The following is a 17,743-nucleotide window of genomic DNA, read 5'->3' as shown; positions in this document are numbered from 1 at the left end:
GCAATGTGCCGCGTCAAAGGAGATGCCCATATGGAACGTCTTGCGGAGGAGATCCGACGAAGGGCCGGGGAGGCCGGCCCGCGACTGACGGCCCTGCGCCGTCATCTGCACCGCCACCCGGAACCGGCCTGGGGCGAATACCTGACCGCTTCGCTGGTGGCCCGTGCCCTGCAGGATGCCGGTTTCCGGCTCACCCTGGGGGCCAATGCCCTGCGGCCTTCGGCCCGTCCCCGCCAGCCCGAGGCGGCTTTCTGTACGGCCCAGAGCGGCCGGGCCCTCAACGAGGGTGCCGACCCCACCCTGGTAGCCTGCATGGCCGGCGGCCTCACGGGCTTGTGGGGCGACCTTGATCTGGACTCCCCCGGCACCCCTGAAGACGAGCGCGGCCCGCTGGTGGCCTTCCGGTTCGACATGGACGCCAACGCCGGCATCACCGAAGCCACGGACAAGGATCACTTCCCTGCGGCGCAAGGCTTCGCCTCCTGCCATGCGGGCTGCATGCATGCCTGCGGGCATGACGGTCATGTGGCCCTGGGCGTGGAACTGGCCCGGTTGCTGGGCGGCCTGCGGGACGAACTGTCACGCCACCTGAGCGGCCGCATCCGCCTGATCTTCCAGCCTGCCGAGGAAGAGGGCGAAGGCGCGCCCGGCATGGTGGCCGCCGGGGCCGTGGACGGCGTCCGGGCCCTGTTCGGCCTGCACCTGAGCATGCAGGCCAGCCGCAGCGGCGATCTGGTCTGCGGTACGGACAAATTCCTGGCCACCACCAATTTCGAAGTCTTCTTCACCGGCCAGAGCGCCCATGCCGGGCTGGCCCCGCACGAAGGCCGCAACGCCCTGCTGGCCGCCTGTACGGCCGTGACCAACCTGCTGGCCATCGCCCGCCACGGTCAGGGCGCCTCACGTATCAACGTGGGCGAGATGCACGTCAACGAGACCCCCAACATCATCCCGGCCAAGGCCTGGCTGCGCGGCGAGACCCGCGGCGAGAACGGGGACATCAACGGCTACATGCTGGCCGAGGCCCGGCGCGTGGTGGACGGCGCGGCGCGCATGCACGGCTGCCGCAGCCGCTTCCTTTGCCAGAGCCACTGCCCGGGCGCCATGTCCAGCCCCGAGCTGGTGGATCTGGTGGAACGCACGGCCCGGGACATGGGCAGCTTCCGCGAAGTGCGCCGCAAGGCCGACTTCTGGGCATCGGAGGACTTTGGCTGGTTCATGAACAAGGTGCAGGAAGACGGCGGTCTGGCGGCCTATCTGCAGCTGGGTGCCGACAGACCCGACGGGCATCACACCAGCCATTTCACCTTTGACGAGAGCGTCCTGCCCCGGGGCCTGGAACTGCTGGCCCGGCTGGCCGTGGCCGCACTGGCCCGACGTCCGGACTGAGCCCGTGCCACAGGACAGGCCCATGAGCGCTCCTTCCCCATCCTGCCCCGATGACGCCGCAGCCCGGCGTCTGGCCCGCAGCATGGCCGTGGTCTCGGCCTTTTGCCTGACCGGCGACACCATGCTCTACATCGCCCTGCCCCTGTTCTGGCAGGAATGCGGCCTGACCGCGCTCTGGCAGGTGGGCGTGCTGCTGGCCGTCAACCGGCTGGTGCGTCTGCCGCTCAACCCGCTGGTGCGCCTGCTCTATACCCGCATCGACCAGCGCACCGGCATGGCCCTGGCCGTGGTGCTGGCCGCCTCGACCACCCTGCTGTACGGCGTGGCCCAGTCCTTTGCGCTCTGGCTGCTGCTGCGCTGCCTCTGGGGCCTGGCCTGGACGCTCCTGCGCCTCGGCTCCCTGTTCGCCCTGATGGCGGCCTCCCGCAAGGACAATCGCGGCTATCTCATGGGCAGCTACAACGGCCTCGTGCGCCTGGGCAGCCTGCTGGGCATGATCGGCGGCGGCCTCCTGGCCGATCTGCTGGGCTTCTCCACCGTGGCCCTGCTCTTCGGCGCCCTGACGCTGACGGGCCTGCCGCTGGCCCTGACCCGCATCCCCCGCAGCGGCCGCGCCACCGGAGCGGCAAGCCAGGCCGCCACGTCCCTGCTTTCGGGCCTGCACCTGCGCCACCCCGACATGCGGCGTGCCTTCATCACCGGGCTGCTGGTGGCCCTGGTCTTCCAGGGCATCTACGCCGCCACCCTCAGCCGCATGGTGGCCCTGCACGTGGGCGAGCTGGCCCTTGCCGGCGGCCTCGTCATCGGTTGCGCCACCCTGGCCGGCACGTTGCAGGCCCTGCGCTGGCTCTGGGAACCGTGGCTGGCGCCGTGGTTCGGCCGCCTTTCCGACGGCCCGCGCGGCCGGGGCCCGGTGCTGTGCGCCTGCCTTGGCGGCGGCGCCTGTGCGCTGGCCCTGGTGGCCCTGTACCTGCCCGCGCCCTTGTGGCTGCCGCTGCTGCTCTGCTCGCAGCTCTGCGCCACGGGCCTGGCCACCCTCTCCGATGCCGCCGCCTCGGATACGGCCGAACGGCACGGCCATCCCACGCATACGCTGGCCTCCTATGCCTTCATCGTGGATTGCGGCGCGGCTGCGGGCCCGGTACTGGCCTACAGCGTGCAGGACCTCTGGGGCATGGATGCTGCCTACCTCGCGGCAGCGGCCCTGTTGCTCTGCCTGCTGCCGCTCTGGATGCGCAGGGAAGCGGCACAGGCCCGATCCTGAACAGAAACACAAGCGATTTCAGACAGATGTAGCTTTTTGCAAACAAGGTCCCGGAGAACGGCAATAAAAAAATTTGCCCAAAAATGATTTTTTTATTGACAGGCAGGGGGCTTTTAGCTAGAAAGAAATTCTCGCACGGATGACGTGCGAATGCTACCGCGTCGCGGGGTGGAGCAGCTCGGTAGCTCGTCGGGCTCATAACCCGAAGGTCGTAGGTTCAAATCCTGCCCCCGCAACCAAGAAAATCAGGCACTTACAGTTTTCTAACCGTAAGTGCCTTTTCATTTTTCTAACCTATTTCTAACCAGAAGGGGAAGATAAGTGCTGACGCTTGCGCTGCGTCCAATGGAAACATACCGGAGGGGTATTCCGGGCTGTGCTCTTCTCGCTGAGACAGTAACTCACTTGAGGGCGCGTCTTACCCCATTCCTAACCATTTCCTAACAATTATCTGAGTTCAACAAGAATAGAAGTGGGTTGTCCTAGCTAGAAAAAAAGAGCTAGGACAGCCCACTCTTTTATACGAGAAGGCTACAAGTTGTTAAGGAGAGAAGTACCTGTGTTACCCAAACACGTTCTTGAACTCCTCCCTCGTGATGACCGTGTCCCAACCCCCACGCTTTTCACCTTCGTGCAGGTCTATGCCGGTATAGCAGAGACTGGCGTCTTCATACCGCTTGAACTTGTAAACGGCATCGTTCATAAGGGCATCGTTGAAAACACCAAGGGAAACGAGCAGATCAAAATCTTTTACCGCCAGCCCCGTCACACGCTGGAATAATTCAGGTTCCAGCTGGGTGATGACATCCTTCAAGCACTGCTCACGGTAATCAGTAAGATACATGAACACTGGGATACGCGTGGCGAATTTAATGAGTTTTTCTTGGATCTGCTTACGCTTACTTTTATACTCTTTCTCTTCCTGCGTCAGTTGACGCTTCTTTTCCGGCGGCAGATCCTCACCCTTTTTCTTTGTCTTTTTTACGGCCTCAGACTTCGCAATAATGGTCTTGATATCTTCGTTCAAACTGCGGAAGCCTTCAATTTTCATGAGTGCATCCATGGCCTCCTTATTTGCCATCAGGCGCGCCAACGTGTCGTTATCCACATTGACGAGCAACGCGCTTTCCCAGCGTTTGGCCAGCAGAGTAGCAGATGTACCTGCCATAGCCATATCAAGAATCTCGCGTGCGCTTATCTGCTTCATGGCCATGCCGTCATAAGCTATGACCGGCAGGAAGCTGATGAACTCACCGACCTTGCTTTCCGGGTCACGCCCCTGTACATCGAGACGGCAACTGTAATCGGCTATCTGGCGAAGGGCGCGATCAAGAGCGAAGTCGAAAACATAGCACTCTTTCTTGACGATTTCCTTCTGTCCTCCATCCGTTGATATTTCCCACGGGCTCTGCACGCGGAACGCCGCCTGAAAATAGGTCTCAGGACTGCTCAAATTTCGAAGCATGAATATACCGGTCCACGGCTTCACCGTTACGCCGGTTGTCAGCTTACCGCAGGAAAGCGTAATGGTCTTGCTGTGGAACGGATCTCCCTTCATGGAGGCCAAAACTGGCTTTAACGCTTCCGCCCCCTGCCCTGCCTCAGCCCCTGCACAAACGTTCACCGCGTAGTCATGGTAAAAGACATTCTGCTTACCTTTCAAAAGATTTTTCATGGCATAACAGGATGCCACATTCGGTAGAAACCACAAGGTGTGCTGAAGTACATTCAGAAGGCGTACATCTGCAAAAGGCATCACGGGTTTCGACTTTCTGAGCTTCAAATCCCCGACCAGTGTTTCCTCATAGGCTCCACGAATAAGCGACAGCCATTTCTGCACTTGATCCTTATGGACAAACTCTGCACCCGATCCAGTACCTTGTGCAGCAAAAAACTCGTTGAGATCAAACTCATTGAACTCTCCCTGCATGGCGATGCGGCGAATATTTTCGGGTAGCTGGTATGTCATCATAACCATGCCGGGCAAGGAAGCATACGGATTTTTGTCGCCCTGCCAGCTGGCTTTAGCCTTCTGTTCATCAGAATATGTCCAGTTGAATATCTGCTCTTCGATAAACTCACCGGAATTCAGCGCTCGGAACGGAGTGCCGGACAAAAAAAGATAATATTTCGTTGTAATGGGCAAATCCTGTTCGTCGCAGGCATTGCCCCGGTCGTAATGTTCCACGTCAAAGCTGTCGTAGGTGTCGTCATCCTCCTGCTCAAAAAGCTTCTTGGCGTTTTCACGCCAGGCACCGAAGTGATATTCGTCAAAGATGACCAAATCCCAGTTGGAAGTATGCACCCATTCATTGCGCGACTTGATGCCTCCAGTGGCCCGGTTGACTCCAAGAAAATCCTGAAAAGAGCCGAAGCAAACAATAGGTTGAGATTTATCGGCTTTTTCAAAAGTAAGCTCAGTATTGCGGGCAATGAACTGCCAGCCTTCGAAATCGAGGTGCGTAGCAAGGTCCTCCTCCCATGCACTGAGAACTGCCGGCTTGAATGTCAGCACAAGGACACGCTTCATGCCCATTTTTCGGGCAAGCTGATACGCAGCAAAGGTTTTGCCGAAGCGCATCTTGCAGTTCCAGAGAAATTTGGGAGTCCGCCCCTCTGCGGATACGCTTTGAAAATAGACGGAGGTCTTATCCACGGCGGCTTGCTGCTCTGGACGCATGCCAAAATCCAGCGTCCTGCCAGTCATACTCCCCATACGATGCCGAACAGACAGCACAGCGTCTTTGATATCTTCCACGCGACACCGAAACCATTCTCCGCCCACACGAGTATATCCAGATTTTTCAAGGAGGCGATGAATATCCTTATCCGTAAAAGCCGAACCATCGCTCCGCATTGCAGACTCTTTGAATTCGATGCGGTAGGGCTTCAAGCCTTCAGGCTGTTCGACGTTGAACTGCTCCTTGATTCGATCTTCTACAGAGCGAGTGGTATAGCCGACCTTAAGCAGTCCCTTATATGCCGGAGCAGGATTACTGTAGGCATAAATCCAAGGCGTAAGGTGAGGGCGAGGGGGAAAATATTGCGCCATGAGCTACGCCTCTACATCCATAGGTTTTATCATGGACTCAATGAAGGCTATTTCTTCTTCATCTAAGCCGTATTTGGTGTAGAGTTCAGCATCCGTCCAAGGCTTGGAGAAGTCTTGAATAGGAACAAGTTGATAAACTCCCTTTGCAGCGTTTTGAGTACCTTTTTTTAGAAGAACAAGAAAACGAAAAAATTTTGAAGCAATATATGAAATTACATTTAAGCATTCTTTTTTATTTAAAAAAGGTCCGATAACAAGATAGCTTTCATTACATGCTGTATTTGGACTTCCATAAAAAGGTTTTCCCAAAATAAGATGAGGAAAAGTGTCGCTTCCACTTCCTGCCTTAGCAATAAATACTTTGTGACAGTCTATTATTTCATCTCCCTTTGGAATCTGATCGCGTGGAATAAAAGATACACTTCCTTTAACATTACTTTCATTTCCGCTTACAAAAACTAATACATCGGTATCTAATGTTTTTTTACGATTACCTTTGAAAGTGTTCGGAAGACCAAATGGCATTCTCGAACTTACGAGTTCAGAAAATGAAACCTCTCCACCGGAATGAATCTTATGTAAAATATTAATAGCCTTGTTGAATCGAATGAAGGTATTGCAACCTTTTTCAAGAAGATTTCGTGTCATTTTAGAAACAGTGTTATTAATATGTGAATAAACATCACACTTACCTTTATATAACCTATCCCATAAAAAAAATGAAACACCACCTTTTATCTGAACACCACTGAAACATTCAGAAGCTTCCAAATAATCGTGAATAATGCGAATTCTTTTATCTGAGAGCATACTTTGTCTAAAATCATCCAATCCTTTTCCTCCTGAAAACCATCGAGAAGGTGTGATCATAATAATAAATCTTGGATTCATTTTTTTTGCTTGTTGGACAAAAATATGATAAATTGGCTTGGCACTTGCACCATTTCCACCACCATCACTCAATTGATACGGAGGATTACCTATAATAACATCAAATTTCATATTAAATATTGCCTCTGGACTATGAGTATGGATAAATTCATAGGCATGAGATTCCAGTGTGCTACTACGGTCATATTCGCTTTGCGATGCTCCGCAGAATTCACAACGGCCATTCTTCCATGTGTGATGTAATGTTGGGTTCAGCCGAATAAGTCCTTCTGCCGTATCAAAGCGCGAAAAAGAATATTTACTATTGGCCCGTTTACTTCCGTAGAGAGAGCGTCTCGAAAGAAGGGCCGTAAGATCCGTAATGGCGATACCGTAGAGCTGCTTTTGGAAGATATGGTCGAGACGAGTCTGTAAGTCGGGAATTTCGTCCTTCAACCCTTCGATGAGGCGTTTGGCAATCTCGCGCAGAAACACGCCAGACTTACAGGCAGGGTCAAGGAATGTCGCTTTTGAGTCCTGCCACAATTCTTGCGGGAGCATATCAAGCATGGCATTGGCGACTTCTGGAGGAGTGAAGACTTCATCACTCGAAAGATTAGCCAGACAGCTTAAAACATCGGGGTTATGCTGAAGATCATGCATGGCACAGTCTCCAGTATTCGATGGGCTCGAATTCCTGAATGGGGGATGGAATCAGCGTGTCGAGATCGGCGTCGTATTCCCAGCCGGGCATAAAAAGCACATTCTGCCGCTTCTGCTTTTCCGCCTCGCCTTTCATGAGCTGATCAAGACGAAAGTCTCGACGTTTTATCAGGTCACCGGAAATGAACGACCACTCGGAAAAAATGATGGGAGTCCCATCGGAGCGAAGCAGCGTGAGGGCATCGCCGCACAGAATATTGCGCTCCAGAATGTACCTTACAGAAGCAAGCAAATCTCCACCAACGGGTGAGGCAAGTGCCGTGGCGTATTCTTCACACCAAAGTTTCAGGAGTCGAATACGGCAATCTTCCGCGTTGTCACCCAGAATATCTACGCCATAGAGGCTGGACAGTGCCAAAACAGCGTAGCGCTCATACTCGTGCCTGCTTTTTCCGTAACGTCTTTTTACGACTTCCAGCTTGCGTCGAAGCACTTCGGCAAGAAAGTTACCATTGCCGCAGGCGGGCTCAAGGAAACGACTGTCTATACGGGAACATTCATCAGCAACGAGATCGCACATGGCTTTGACTTCCCGTTCGGCGGTGAAGACTTCGCCATGCGCGGCCACGCGCTGTTTTGATTTAACTTGGAGAGATGTTGCCATTGGCCCCACACCCATTCCCCAAAAACTGTACTTTGAGAGGACGAGGGGCGAAGGAGAATTTTATTATCCAGCGAGGTTTGACAGCGACTATTTTTTTACCTAAAGGAAGAAAAATTGATTTTCCCAAAAAGTACACCTTGTTAGACACTATTAGCGTCATTTTCCCGAAGCCGTCCAGCTTTCCGGTAAAAGGTGCTTTGAGGCATTCGGCATCTTCTGGCCGCTTCCAGCCCTGAGATTTGGCCATTGCGCCAGAGGTCGCAATTTTCCAGAAAGTTGTCCGGCAGGGGTTTGATTTTGCGTCCAAAACGCACACCGCGCCCTTTGGCTGCAGCGATACCTTCGGCCTGCCTGCTACGGATATTCTCCCGTTCGTTCTGAGCCACAAAGGAAAGCACCTGCAAAACAAGATCGGCAATAAAGGTACCGAGCAGGTTTTTGTCGCGCCGGGTGTCAAGCAGAGGCATGTCCAGAACGAGGATATCCACGCGCTTCTCTTTGGTAATTATCCGCCACTGTTCCAGAATTTCCTCATAGTTTCTGCCCAGCCGGTCAATGCTCGTAATGCAGAGCAGATCCCCGGCTCTGAGCTTTTTGAGCATGGCCTGATACTGCGGGCGCTGAAAATCCTTGCCCGACAGTTTGTCCATGAAAATGCGGTCTGACCGGATGGCCTGCCGCTCAAGGGCGATGCGCTGACGGCTTTCGTTCTGATCCGTACTGGATACGCGAATATATCCGTAAGCTCCTGCCATAATGGTTTCTCCTCTCAATGGATTCTTGTTCACAGTTCATCATCGGGTATATCAGGAGTAATGAAGCTGGAGCGTTGTTCGCGTTTCGGAGGCGGCGGGGGTGTGTCTTGCCTCTTTGCCTTTCGTCCTTCCCGTTGCCGTCTGGCTTCGGTCAGATACTTGGTCAGGGTTTGGGGTTTCACCTCAATACCCTTTTCGTGCAAGCGCTCGACAATCTCCTGTGTGTCGAAGCCGCGCTTCTTCATTCGCTCCAGCGTCGGGGCCAGAGCGAAGACGGCTTCCTTCATGGACATGGTTCGATTCCCGTCCAGCGTGACAGAAGCGGGTTTGAGTGTCGCAAACTCCTGTCTGATTTCCTTCAGCTGCGTGACGGTGATGGTCATGAAGCTTCCTCCAGTGTTTCGCCGGGGCCATGCCCCGGATTGATGATTTGTCTTTCCGGTCGAGCGGGACGGTCGCCCACGCTTCACGCAAGTGAAGCATAGTGGGCTATATCTTCGGCCTGTGCGAAGATTTCCCCCCGACGCCTTACCTCATTCTCATGCCACGGGTGGAGTGCGCCTGCCGACGCTCCCTGTCCCGCGCTTCCTGCTCCTGCCGCTGCCGTTCCTCTTCCTGCTGACGTTGGAGCTGTTCGGCGCGCCTGCGCTCCACGAACTCGATATGCAGCGGCCGGATTTCCGGCAGAAGCAAAAACTCCCGATAGCCCGCCATGATTCTCTTCATTTTCTTCAACTGATTCTCCAGCTCCTTTTTTTCCTCATGGCTTTGTTTTCTGTGGGCCGTGTATCCCGCTTCAAGCCGCGTCAGTTTTCCGCGAAGGGTATCCACTTCCCGTTGCAGTGTTTCTTCCCGCTGCTGGACAAGGTGTTTGACGGCAAGCGCTTTTTTCAGCTCTTCAATAAGAGAAGAGGCTTTCTCAAGCACAGACGGATAATTAAAAAGAGAGGCTTTCGGCAGAGAGGAATCTTCCCGAAGAACCTTTTCCGCCTCCTCAGCCTGTCGCTCATACTCTTCAAGGCACTTTCTCAACTCTTCCTCACGCTGTTCCAATGCGCTGATAAGCTGCCGTGAATTTCGGGAAGTCTCTTCGGATTCCTGAATCAGTTTCTCCAATGCTTCCTGTTGCTGCTTGAACTCGCGGGTATCCAGATGCCTTTTCGCGGAATCGGGAGTCTGTTCCACGCCGCGTTCAATGACGAAGTCCCGGCTTTGCAGATGAGCGGGAAGCTCGGCTTGCAGTTTCCGCAGACTCTGACGGGTATAGATTTTGTTGGCGTTGAGCCTTCCGTCCGGCGTCACCGGCACATGAAGGAAGTGCATGTGCGGCGTCTTTTCATCCATGTGAACCATGGCGGAAACGACATTCTCCGCGCCCACAAATTCCGTGAGAAAGGCTTTGCTCTCCTCAAAGAAACGCCTTGTTTCCTCCGGCGTGAGAGCATCAAAAAACGCCTTGTCCGAGGTGACGATAAGCCCGCACATGCGCACGGCGTCCTTTCTCACGGCCTTGACCAGCAGGAGGTCGTCAATACGGTTCTGAATGACTTCGGCATAGTTCGATGCTGCGGTTTCGTGCAGCTCGTAGTTCGCCGCGCTTCTGTCGTAGTCAATATCGGGATTGCTGTGACTCTCCCGTTCCCGCCGGTTGTGACTCTGGATGCCGCGTATGGCCTCCTTCTTGAATTTGTCCATGTGGAGTACGAGGTAGGACATGGTTTTTTCCCTTTACTCATTTTCAGTGGTGACAACGGTGACAGTGGTGACAATCGAGCAATGGCAATGCTTTTCGGCTGTCACCACTCAAATATGCAATGGTGACAGTGGTGACAGGCGTAACCCCTTGCGGCTGTAGGTTTGTCACCATTGTCACCACTGTCACCGCTCAATCAGGCAAGGCAGGAGCAGTTTCTTCATCCGGGTCATCAGGCAAACAAACAATGTAGACACGCACGCGCCCTAGACCAGGAAGCCTTTCCTGATGTTTCAGTCTGTTTTTAGAAGGAGTGCGTAACCATCCAGCTTCACGCAGAACACGCACAGCTCTTGCCTCTGCGTATCCCCTGACGACTTCGGCCCGAAAACTCTCCGGAAGTATCAGATACTCGGTCGTGCCGTTGCGAGTGCGCTGAAATCCCACCCGGTTGATGCAGGTGGACATTTGCGTATCCATGTCCTGAAAGCGACTTGCGCCGTGCTGTTCGATGAACAGCCGTACCGTGGAAAGGATGGCGGCATCTTCAGAGGCTCCGGTACCTCCTCTTGCCGTGAGCCAGTCCCGGAAGCAGGTTTCGATGCAGTTCAGCACGTCCAGAGTGGCGGGAAGGATGCCCAGTCGTATGGCCAGCGTTCCGGCCATGCCGCACAGGGCAAAACGCATGGCCACACGTCGTACCTGTCCGTCAGCGCCTTCGGGAACAAGATGCCTGACGGCATCGGCCATTGCCGTGCCTATTTCCGACCGGACAGTATTCAGTGTTTCGGTCTGCGTCAGCTTTTGCAGGAAATCATGCCCCGCATGGCCGTAATGTTCGGAAGCAAGTTGTTTGATGCGATTGGCCACGGCTCCGGCATCGGGAAGACCATGCAGGCTGGTGAGCATGGACGAGTCCACAGGCAGCCCCACGAAACGCACTTCCTGCCCGCCTCTGGATTTCAGACCGTTCTCGGCCAGCTTGTCGGAAAGCCCAAGTTCGCCGCTGGAGAGAAAGAGCAGACGCCAGTTCTGGGAACGACGAACCCCGCCTTCACGATTCGAGCGGCCCTTGCCCTGTCCGTTGGCCAGCATGTAGGCGCATTCGGCAAGAACACGCCCGTTGACCTGCCCCATTTCATCCAGAATCAGCACATTGTCGTTGTGCAGGGCGGCGATGCCTTCAAGACCGTTGTCTGTAGCCCTCCAGCTTCGGACATGTTCAGGGCCGCCCCAGACGGAGGCGGCGATCTGAAGGGCCGTGGTCTTGCCGGAGGATGAGCCGCCCTCAAAACTGAAGCCGCCGCCTTCCAGACCGGCCGGGCGAAGCAAAGGCCCGGCGAAGGCCGCGCACAACGCGAAACCGAGGCGGGAGTTGCCGACGCACAATTCCGCTATCTCCCGCCAGCCTTCCATTGTTCCAGACGTACGGTACAATCCGCCATGCTGCGAGGATTGCAGCACGGTGTCTTCCTCCGTCACGCCGTAAACGGTATCGGGAAGCACGTAGACGGATTCATGCCAGCCCGTGCGCAAAACACAGCGTATCCGTCGAAGGGGCCGGACCGTGGACAGAAATACCGCCAGCTTCGACCGGGTGGACGGATTGCCGAACCAGCCGCCGGAGGCCAGTATGCTGTACCAGTCGTTTCCCTGCCGGAACAGCATTTCCACGGGCATGGCCCATGCGTGCCTGTTGCCGTCCGGGTCAATCCATTCCAGCATCAGGCCCCATTCGTTGCCATCCGCTCCCCGTGTCATGCCTTTGACCAGAAGCGGAGGACCAAGCCGGATTTCCTGACTGTCTCCGTCCGATCTGGTCTCCAGCTTGTACAGTCCGGCGCGTCCGCCTTCCTTCACCAGAAAAAAGCCTTCCGGCATGGGGCAGGCGTCATCCCGCTTTCGCGCTTCTTCCACAACGGCCCGGACGGTCTCAATGGAACGCAGCCGGTGCAGATCGTTGAAATCCGCTGCCCTGCCTTCATGAGCCGGACAGACGGCCAGCTTGCCGCCCACGGCCTGCGCAGCTCGGGAAGCCGCTTCCTTGCCGGGATTCCCTTGTGTCTCCGTGTCGTTATCGGCACAGAGGATGATTTCACGCTTTGCATACCTCTCTCTGGCCATGACGGCCACGGCTTTCAGATTCCCGGCGTTGAAGGCCACAAGACAGGCATAACCGGTCGCCAGATGAAGACTGGTCGCCGTGGCATATCCTTCGGCAATCAAGAGGGGGCCGTCTTTCTTTCCGTCTCCGGCGGAAAGGGAAAAGAAGCCTCCCCCCGTGCGTCCTCCCCTGAGAAAGAACTTGTCCGTCCCTTCGGCAGGTTTTTCCGGCAGGATGAATTGCAGACTTTGTATTCTGCCGGACTGGTTCAGGACAGGCACAATCAGACGCCCATCTTTTGTTCGGCGCAATCCGATGGCCGGGACTCCCTTCCGTTGCAGGTAGGGATGGTCGTCCCCGGCGTTTCGGGAACAGTTCCAGATGCTCGCGGCCAGTTTGGCGGCGGCCTGCCAGCGGCGGTTCTGCTCGGTTTCCTTGTGCGCTTTGATGGCCCGAATGCGTTCACGCAGGGCATCCCGTTCGGCTGCGGTCAGTTCTTTTTCTGGCTTGTATGTCCATGTACCTTCATCGCCGGTGCGCCAGTTTTTCCACCAGATGGAGGCCGGAGTATCCAGAAACGCCTTGTACGCTCCGTCCCTGCGATGGGGCCTGTCCGCTGTGCCACAGCGGTGCAGGAGGCCGTCGGCCTGCACGGCCTCGATCTCCAGCCCCGCTGCACGCAGACACTCGCCAAAACTGTGCAGAATGTCGGCGCTCATTATCGCTTCCTCAATTGAGGGGCGGAATCTCTGGTATGGACGCAGCGTGACGCAAACCAGTCTTCAAGGTCTTCTATGTCGTACATGACACGGCTGCCGAGCTTGGCGTAGCGCGGGCCAACTTTTTTACAGCGCCAGCGGGCCAGTGTGCATGTCTTCACGCCGTACATGTCGGCAACTTCTTGCGGTGATAATTTTTTGGTCGCCATCAGCATCTCCCTGTATTCAGGCTGAAGTGTATGAATCCATCCAGAAGCATCTGGAGAGAACACACCCTATGCCCAGAGGAAAACGCTGAACAGACGGGGTGTTAGCAAAGGCGAAACAAAACCTCCCTTTCTTAGGCCTAAGAAAGGGAGGTTGATAATTTTTATGTTATTTTACTATGTTATAACGGGGACAAGTTGAGGGCTGCGAACCTGAGCAGGTCAGGTTTCTTGCCTTTCAGGGATTTTGAATAGGCGCTCCGCCGTGGTTGATATACTCTTTCGGCATTGCCTTGCGAAAAATTTCTATGTAATTGCCCGGAGCGTTTTCAACCCCCAACGTCTTGCCGATTTCCTTGTATTGGCGCATAATTTCGTGTTTGGCGAGTGGGTGGGTGAATTCTCTGGTAACCTTATTCGCTAATATGACAAGAATGTGTATATGTGCTTCCATTTGTTCGATTTCGCTTTTTAATTTGCCTTCTCGTCCCGCTGCGCTGGTATATTTCTCCGTCATTTCCTTGTATTTCTTTTTCAGCTCTTCAATCTCCCTGTTGAGTTTTGCGGCATCACAGCTTGGAGCTACACTGCTTTCGCCACACCAGCGCGTCTGATTTTCCTCCACAATTGCGGAAAGTTGTGTGGCATCGCAACAATATTCGGGCGATCCGAGAGCAAAAAACTTATTGAACCCAAAGAGCATGGGAGAAAGAAAGTTGGAAACTTCACGGCAATCCACGCCGAGTTTTCCTCCCGCCGGGATTGCTTCATGACTTTTGAACACCCGGATACGATAATGGCGAAGCGCTTCCAACTGTTCATGGTTCGTGGAAGCATGCAGCATGAGCATGGCTTCACTCAGACGGATTGCGTGATCAACGTGATGTTTGCGCCATGTTCCCACATAAAGCGCACAAAAGGCGCAGATGCTCCAAACAGCGGCCCCGCCGATCACGACGCACCAGAGCAGTATCAGCGCTACTCCTGCAAGTGAAACGCCTTGCGTAATTTTAATAACGGTAAACATGGTTGTCAGCCATGCCATGAGAAAGGCAAGGCCACAGCCCAGAACAGCAATCAGCAGAAATTTGATAATCGAACCGTTGGGAACAAACTTCATGGGAGAATCTCCCATTGTCCGCCCTTGCTGGGACCGATGCGGCGCAAGATGCCCTTTTTCTTGAGCATGGTTGTTCTGTAAAGAATCGTGCGTCGGCTCACGTTTAGAACAGTAGCGAGTTCGGTTGTGGTTATGCGCGGATTGGCGGAGATATGCTCAAGGAGCGCAAAAAGTTCTGGTGCAATTTCCGGTGCAATATCGCGCAGAGTTGCATCAGAAAGCCCTTGTTTCTGGTGCAAATTTTGTGTTTTTGATGCAAGTTCTGGTGCAAGTACCCCAGTGTTTTCCGCAGGCCGGTGGGTTCTGCGTACAATGGCCTTGAACAGCGAACTCTCCCGATCGTCTTCAAAATCAATATCCGGCCATGCCTTAAGAGCGCGCAGAATGCCGGAGCCGATGCCGTGGTAGGGCAAAAGCCCCTTGGCGGCGTAAGAAATCAGGATGGGGTTGCGGATATTGGAATTGCCGGCTTTGATATTGGCTATGGTCAGATTGTTCGGCAACGTGCCGGGGCTGATGATTTCCACGCGGTCATCAAAAATGAAAATGCGGATGGGCGCGCTGACAAGATAATCCCTGTGTACAAGGGCGTTGACCAGCAGTTCCTCAAAAACCTGTTCCGGTATTTCCGGCGTACCCGGTGAGTTGACGCCATTCTTGCCCTGTACCTTGTGCAGGTTGCGCATGACAAAAGCCAGGGCGTCCTTGAAAAGTCTGCTCAACGGACCTTCAAAATCTTCGGTGTCATCGTAGCTGTCAGCATGAACGGCAATTCCCGGAAAGCGGACGCCTTTTGCCACGAACTGCGGAAAAATCAGCTCCGGCTGTTCGGCAAAAAGCAGCACTCCGGCCAGATTGAGATTGCCATCGCCAGCGGCGAGGTTCAGATTTTGCAGCAGGCGCAGTTGTTCTGCGTGGGTATCCGGGAAGTCACTGTCATACCGCTTTTTCAAAAAATCCCGGAACAGCAGCTTGTCCAGTTTGTTAATGCCCGCCTTTGTGGGCAATTCATCGGCATGGAATTGGCTGGTATATTGAAAAAGACGGCGCAGTTCCTCTTTAGAATTGATACGTCGCTTGTCCGCCCCGGCTTTCAGCCAGATGACGCCTTTCCTGTCAAAGTAGGGCTTGTCCATTCCTGCAGGAACGGTCAGGGCGATAACCACATTTCCATTTTCGAGAAGAATGTTCTGCGTCTGCACCACAAGCGGGCTGCGGACATGCTGGCTGGCGGCGTTGCCGATCAACTGGTTCGCATCATGCAATTCTCGGGATGTTATGCCGGACAGTGTTCCATCATCCTGCACGCCGATAAAAATTACGCCGCCGTTGGCATTGGCGAAGGCGGCCATTTCCGCAGCCAGAGAATCCGCATTGTCGATTCGGGACTTGAACTGGCGTGTGCTGTCCTCGCCTGCGGCGGCCTGTTCCCTGAGCGTTTGAAGTGTGAATGCCATGCCTGCTCCTTACAATACTATCTTTTTCCTCACTATGTGTACACGATAATCGGAACAGCCGCAAAAGTTACCGTTGGCCGGAGAGGATGTCCGCCGCCGCGTTGCTGGCAGCGGCCAAGGTCTCCGGCAGGAATTGGGCATACTTCTTTTTGGTGAAATCTACATTCTTGTGTGTCAGCATTTCCGAGATCATGTCCATGCTGAATTTGCCGCTGTTGGCGAGGCTTACGGCAAAGTGATGCCGCAGCCCGTGGAAGGGCCGGAACTTGGGCGGCAGGCCCGCCGCCTTGCGGAAGCGGTCAACCGCTGTGCAGTCTTTGCGCATCTCGCCGTTTTTGCCGGGGAAAACATAGGGGCTGCCGGGAAAATGTTCGTCACGCCATGCCATTTGTTCTTGTAACAGTTCTTCCACCAGAGAACTCATACCGATGGAGAGGGTTTTTCTGCCCTTGGGATCGCGCAAACGAATGAGCTTGAGGTCAAAGGCCACGTCCTCATCTTGCAGCTTGAACATCTCCCCGCGCCGCATACCGGTAAAAAAGGCCAGCAAGAGCATATTGCCCACATCGCGGGCTGGCCATGTGCGGGCGCAATCCAGAAAGCGGCGAGTTTCTTCCGGCGTCAGATGCTCAATAACCTCATTGTCCTTGACGGGCATTTCGATTTGAAAGGCAAGATTGGGGCAGCGGTTGGTCTTGACGCCAAAATTGATGATGCGCCGCAGAAGCTCAAGAGTATTCCAGAGAGTGGCCGGTTTGCGTTCGCTCAGGGATTTGCGCAGCTCCTCCACCATCTGGGGCGTGATTTTCGAGACGCTTCGCTTGCCGAACAGCGGTTTGAGGTGTTTGAGGTAACGGTTGCGATCCGTGGTCAGCCCTTTGAGGGTCGGCCCCTTGATGTCAAAATATGCATCCGCAATTTCGGCAAAGGGCTTGTCTTTCTCCGCCTGTTCGCGGCGGAGTTCTTTGGCGGTTTTGACTTCTTCGCCATGTCTGATGGCCTTTATTCGATCAGCGCGAATTTCCGCCGCCACGTCCGGCCCGTATCCTTCGGAAATTTTGCCTACCTTTTCCCAAATGAGGCGGCGGCCGGATTTAAACGTGATGTAGAAACACAGGTCAGGCGCGCCATTATACATTTCTGACGTTTCGTATACATAAACGCCAGCCCACTTCTTGGGGTGGTATCGCCGTTTTTGGGTAGCCATGAACTGCCTTGGGTTGTGGTTCATACGCGGGAGCAGGTTTTAACCGGCAAAATTTTTCTAACCTATTTCTAACCACGCCGTCAATTTCAACCATTCAGGTCAATGCGCGGCAAAGTCTTATTTTTTGATAACTTATTGAAAATAAAAATAAATCAAAGTCTATCCATCTGCGTCTAACTCTTTCAAATTCTGTCAAAAAGGGCTCATAACCCGAAGGTCGTAGGTTCAAATCCTGCCCCCGCAACCAGAAAGATCAAAGGCTTCCGACGAAAATCGGAAGCCTTTTTTCGTTAGCGGGATCTTTTTCCCACCACTGTTCCTGTCCCCAATCCTCATTGCCTGTCAGGACTCCGCGCCTCTACAAGGCTGCGCAGAGGTCCCCGTACGCTCTCTGCGGGGCACCCGCCCTGCGCCGCTGTCCCACCCTTTTTGCCGGTGGCGCGCTCCGGCAAGCCTTGTTACCGCAGGAAGATACCGGCCCGGACGACCGGACGGTCTCGTCACGAATGGCAGCGTTGTCGAGATTGCCCTAGCGGCAAAAGACGAAACCGCCGGACGATCGTCCCGCATGGCGTGCCGC

Annotated in this window: 13 protein-coding genes and 1 tRNA gene; 3 read left to right on the top strand and 11 right to left on the bottom strand. The window is 54.6% G+C overall.

The window, feature by feature from the left end; translation table 11 throughout:
- Nucleotides 1-30: 30 nt before the first annotated feature.
- The 3 genes from HF854_RS03615 to HF854_RS03605 all read left to right on the top strand — a co-directional run bounded on the left by HF854_RS03615 (nucleotide 31) and on the right by HF854_RS03605 (nucleotide 2,892).
- Nucleotides 31-1,389 carry an amidohydrolase gene (locus HF854_RS03615; protein ID WP_168935060.1) on the top strand — a complete coding sequence of 453 codons (1,359 nt, stop codon included), beginning with the start codon at nucleotides 31-33 and terminating at the stop codon, nucleotides 1,387-1,389.
- Between the two features lie 22 nt (nucleotides 1,390-1,411).
- Complete coding sequence (locus HF854_RS03610; protein ID WP_168935058.1) at nucleotides 1,412-2,653, top strand: MFS transporter; 1,242 nt, start codon at nucleotides 1,412-1,414, stop codon at nucleotides 2,651-2,653.
- A 162-nt stretch (nucleotides 2,654-2,815) separates the two neighbouring features.
- A tRNA-Met gene (locus HF854_RS03605) sits at nucleotides 2,816-2,892 on the top strand.
- A 323-nt stretch (nucleotides 2,893-3,215) separates the two neighbouring features.
- On the opposite strand, the gene HF854_RS03600 is transcribed toward HF854_RS03605, so the two are convergent.
- The 11 genes from HF854_RS03600 to HF854_RS03550 all read right to left on the bottom strand — a co-directional run bounded on the left by HF854_RS03600 (nucleotide 3,216) and on the right by HF854_RS03550 (nucleotide 17,163).
- Nucleotides 3,216-5,705, bottom strand: coding sequence for a GIY-YIG nuclease family protein (locus HF854_RS03600; protein ID WP_168935056.1), 2,490 nt, complete (start codon nucleotides 5,703-5,705; stop codon nucleotides 3,216-3,218).
- A 3-nt stretch (nucleotides 5,706-5,708) separates the two neighbouring features.
- Nucleotides 5,709-7,238 (bottom strand): Eco57I restriction-modification methylase domain-containing protein, encoded by a 1,530-nt coding sequence (locus HF854_RS03595; protein ID WP_168935054.1) that lies wholly within the window; start codon nucleotides 7,236-7,238, stop codon nucleotides 5,709-5,711.
- Entirely contained in the window at nucleotides 7,231-7,902 is a 672-nt protein-coding gene (locus HF854_RS03590) for an SAM-dependent DNA methyltransferase (RefSeq protein ID WP_168935052.1), read from the bottom strand. The genes HF854_RS03595 and HF854_RS03590 overlap by 8 nt, the downstream gene beginning before the upstream one ends.
- 140 nt (nucleotides 7,903-8,042) lie before the next feature.
- On the bottom strand, nucleotides 8,043-8,690 hold the full coding sequence (locus tag HF854_RS03585) for a recombinase family protein (RefSeq protein WP_430392463.1): 648 nt from the start codon (nucleotides 8,688-8,690) through the stop codon (nucleotides 8,043-8,045).
- Entirely contained in the window at nucleotides 8,687-9,040 is a 354-nt protein-coding gene (locus tag HF854_RS03580) for a protein MobC (protein ID WP_072335606.1), read from the bottom strand. The genes HF854_RS03585 and HF854_RS03580 overlap by 4 nt, the downstream gene beginning before the upstream one ends.
- Before the next feature lie 145 nt (nucleotides 9,041-9,185).
- Nucleotides 9,186-10,373 carry a MobV family relaxase gene (mobV, locus tag HF854_RS03575; RefSeq protein WP_168935050.1) on the bottom strand — a complete coding sequence of 396 codons (1,188 nt, stop codon included), beginning with the start codon at nucleotides 10,371-10,373 and terminating at the stop codon, nucleotides 9,186-9,188.
- A 169-nt stretch (nucleotides 10,374-10,542) separates the two neighbouring features.
- Nucleotides 10,543-13,173 carry a DUF927 domain-containing protein gene (locus HF854_RS03570; RefSeq protein ID WP_168935048.1) on the bottom strand — a complete coding sequence of 877 codons (2,631 nt, stop codon included), beginning with the start codon at nucleotides 13,171-13,173 and terminating at the stop codon, nucleotides 10,543-10,545.
- Entirely contained in the window at nucleotides 13,173-13,382 is a 210-nt protein-coding gene (locus HF854_RS03565) for a helix-turn-helix transcriptional regulator (RefSeq protein WP_072335615.1), read from the bottom strand. The genes HF854_RS03570 and HF854_RS03565 overlap by 1 nt, the downstream gene beginning before the upstream one ends.
- A gap of 235 nt (nucleotides 13,383-13,617) precedes the next feature.
- Nucleotides 13,618-14,499 carry a hypothetical protein gene (locus tag HF854_RS03560; protein WP_168935046.1) on the bottom strand — a complete coding sequence of 294 codons (882 nt, stop codon included), beginning with the start codon at nucleotides 14,497-14,499 and terminating at the stop codon, nucleotides 13,618-13,620.
- Nucleotides 14,496-15,956 carry an RNA-binding domain-containing protein gene (locus HF854_RS03555; RefSeq protein WP_072335620.1) on the bottom strand — a complete coding sequence of 487 codons (1,461 nt, stop codon included), beginning with the start codon at nucleotides 15,954-15,956 and terminating at the stop codon, nucleotides 14,496-14,498. The genes HF854_RS03560 and HF854_RS03555 overlap by 4 nt, the downstream gene beginning before the upstream one ends.
- A gap of 67 nt (nucleotides 15,957-16,023) precedes the next feature.
- Nucleotides 16,024-17,163: a tyrosine-type recombinase/integrase gene (locus HF854_RS03550; protein WP_168935044.1), complete on the bottom strand. Its 1,140-nt coding sequence runs from the start codon at nucleotides 17,161-17,163 to the stop codon at nucleotides 16,024-16,026.
- Between the last annotated feature and the right edge of the window lie 580 nt (nucleotides 17,164-17,743).

It is taken from the genome of Desulfovibrio piger, assembly GCF_012843875.1.
Lineage (GTDB): Bacteria > Desulfobacterota > Desulfovibrionia > Desulfovibrionales > Desulfovibrionaceae > Desulfovibrio.
The sequence above is the reverse complement of the archived record's forward strand: the minus strand, read 5'-3'. Positions and strand labels throughout refer to the sequence as shown.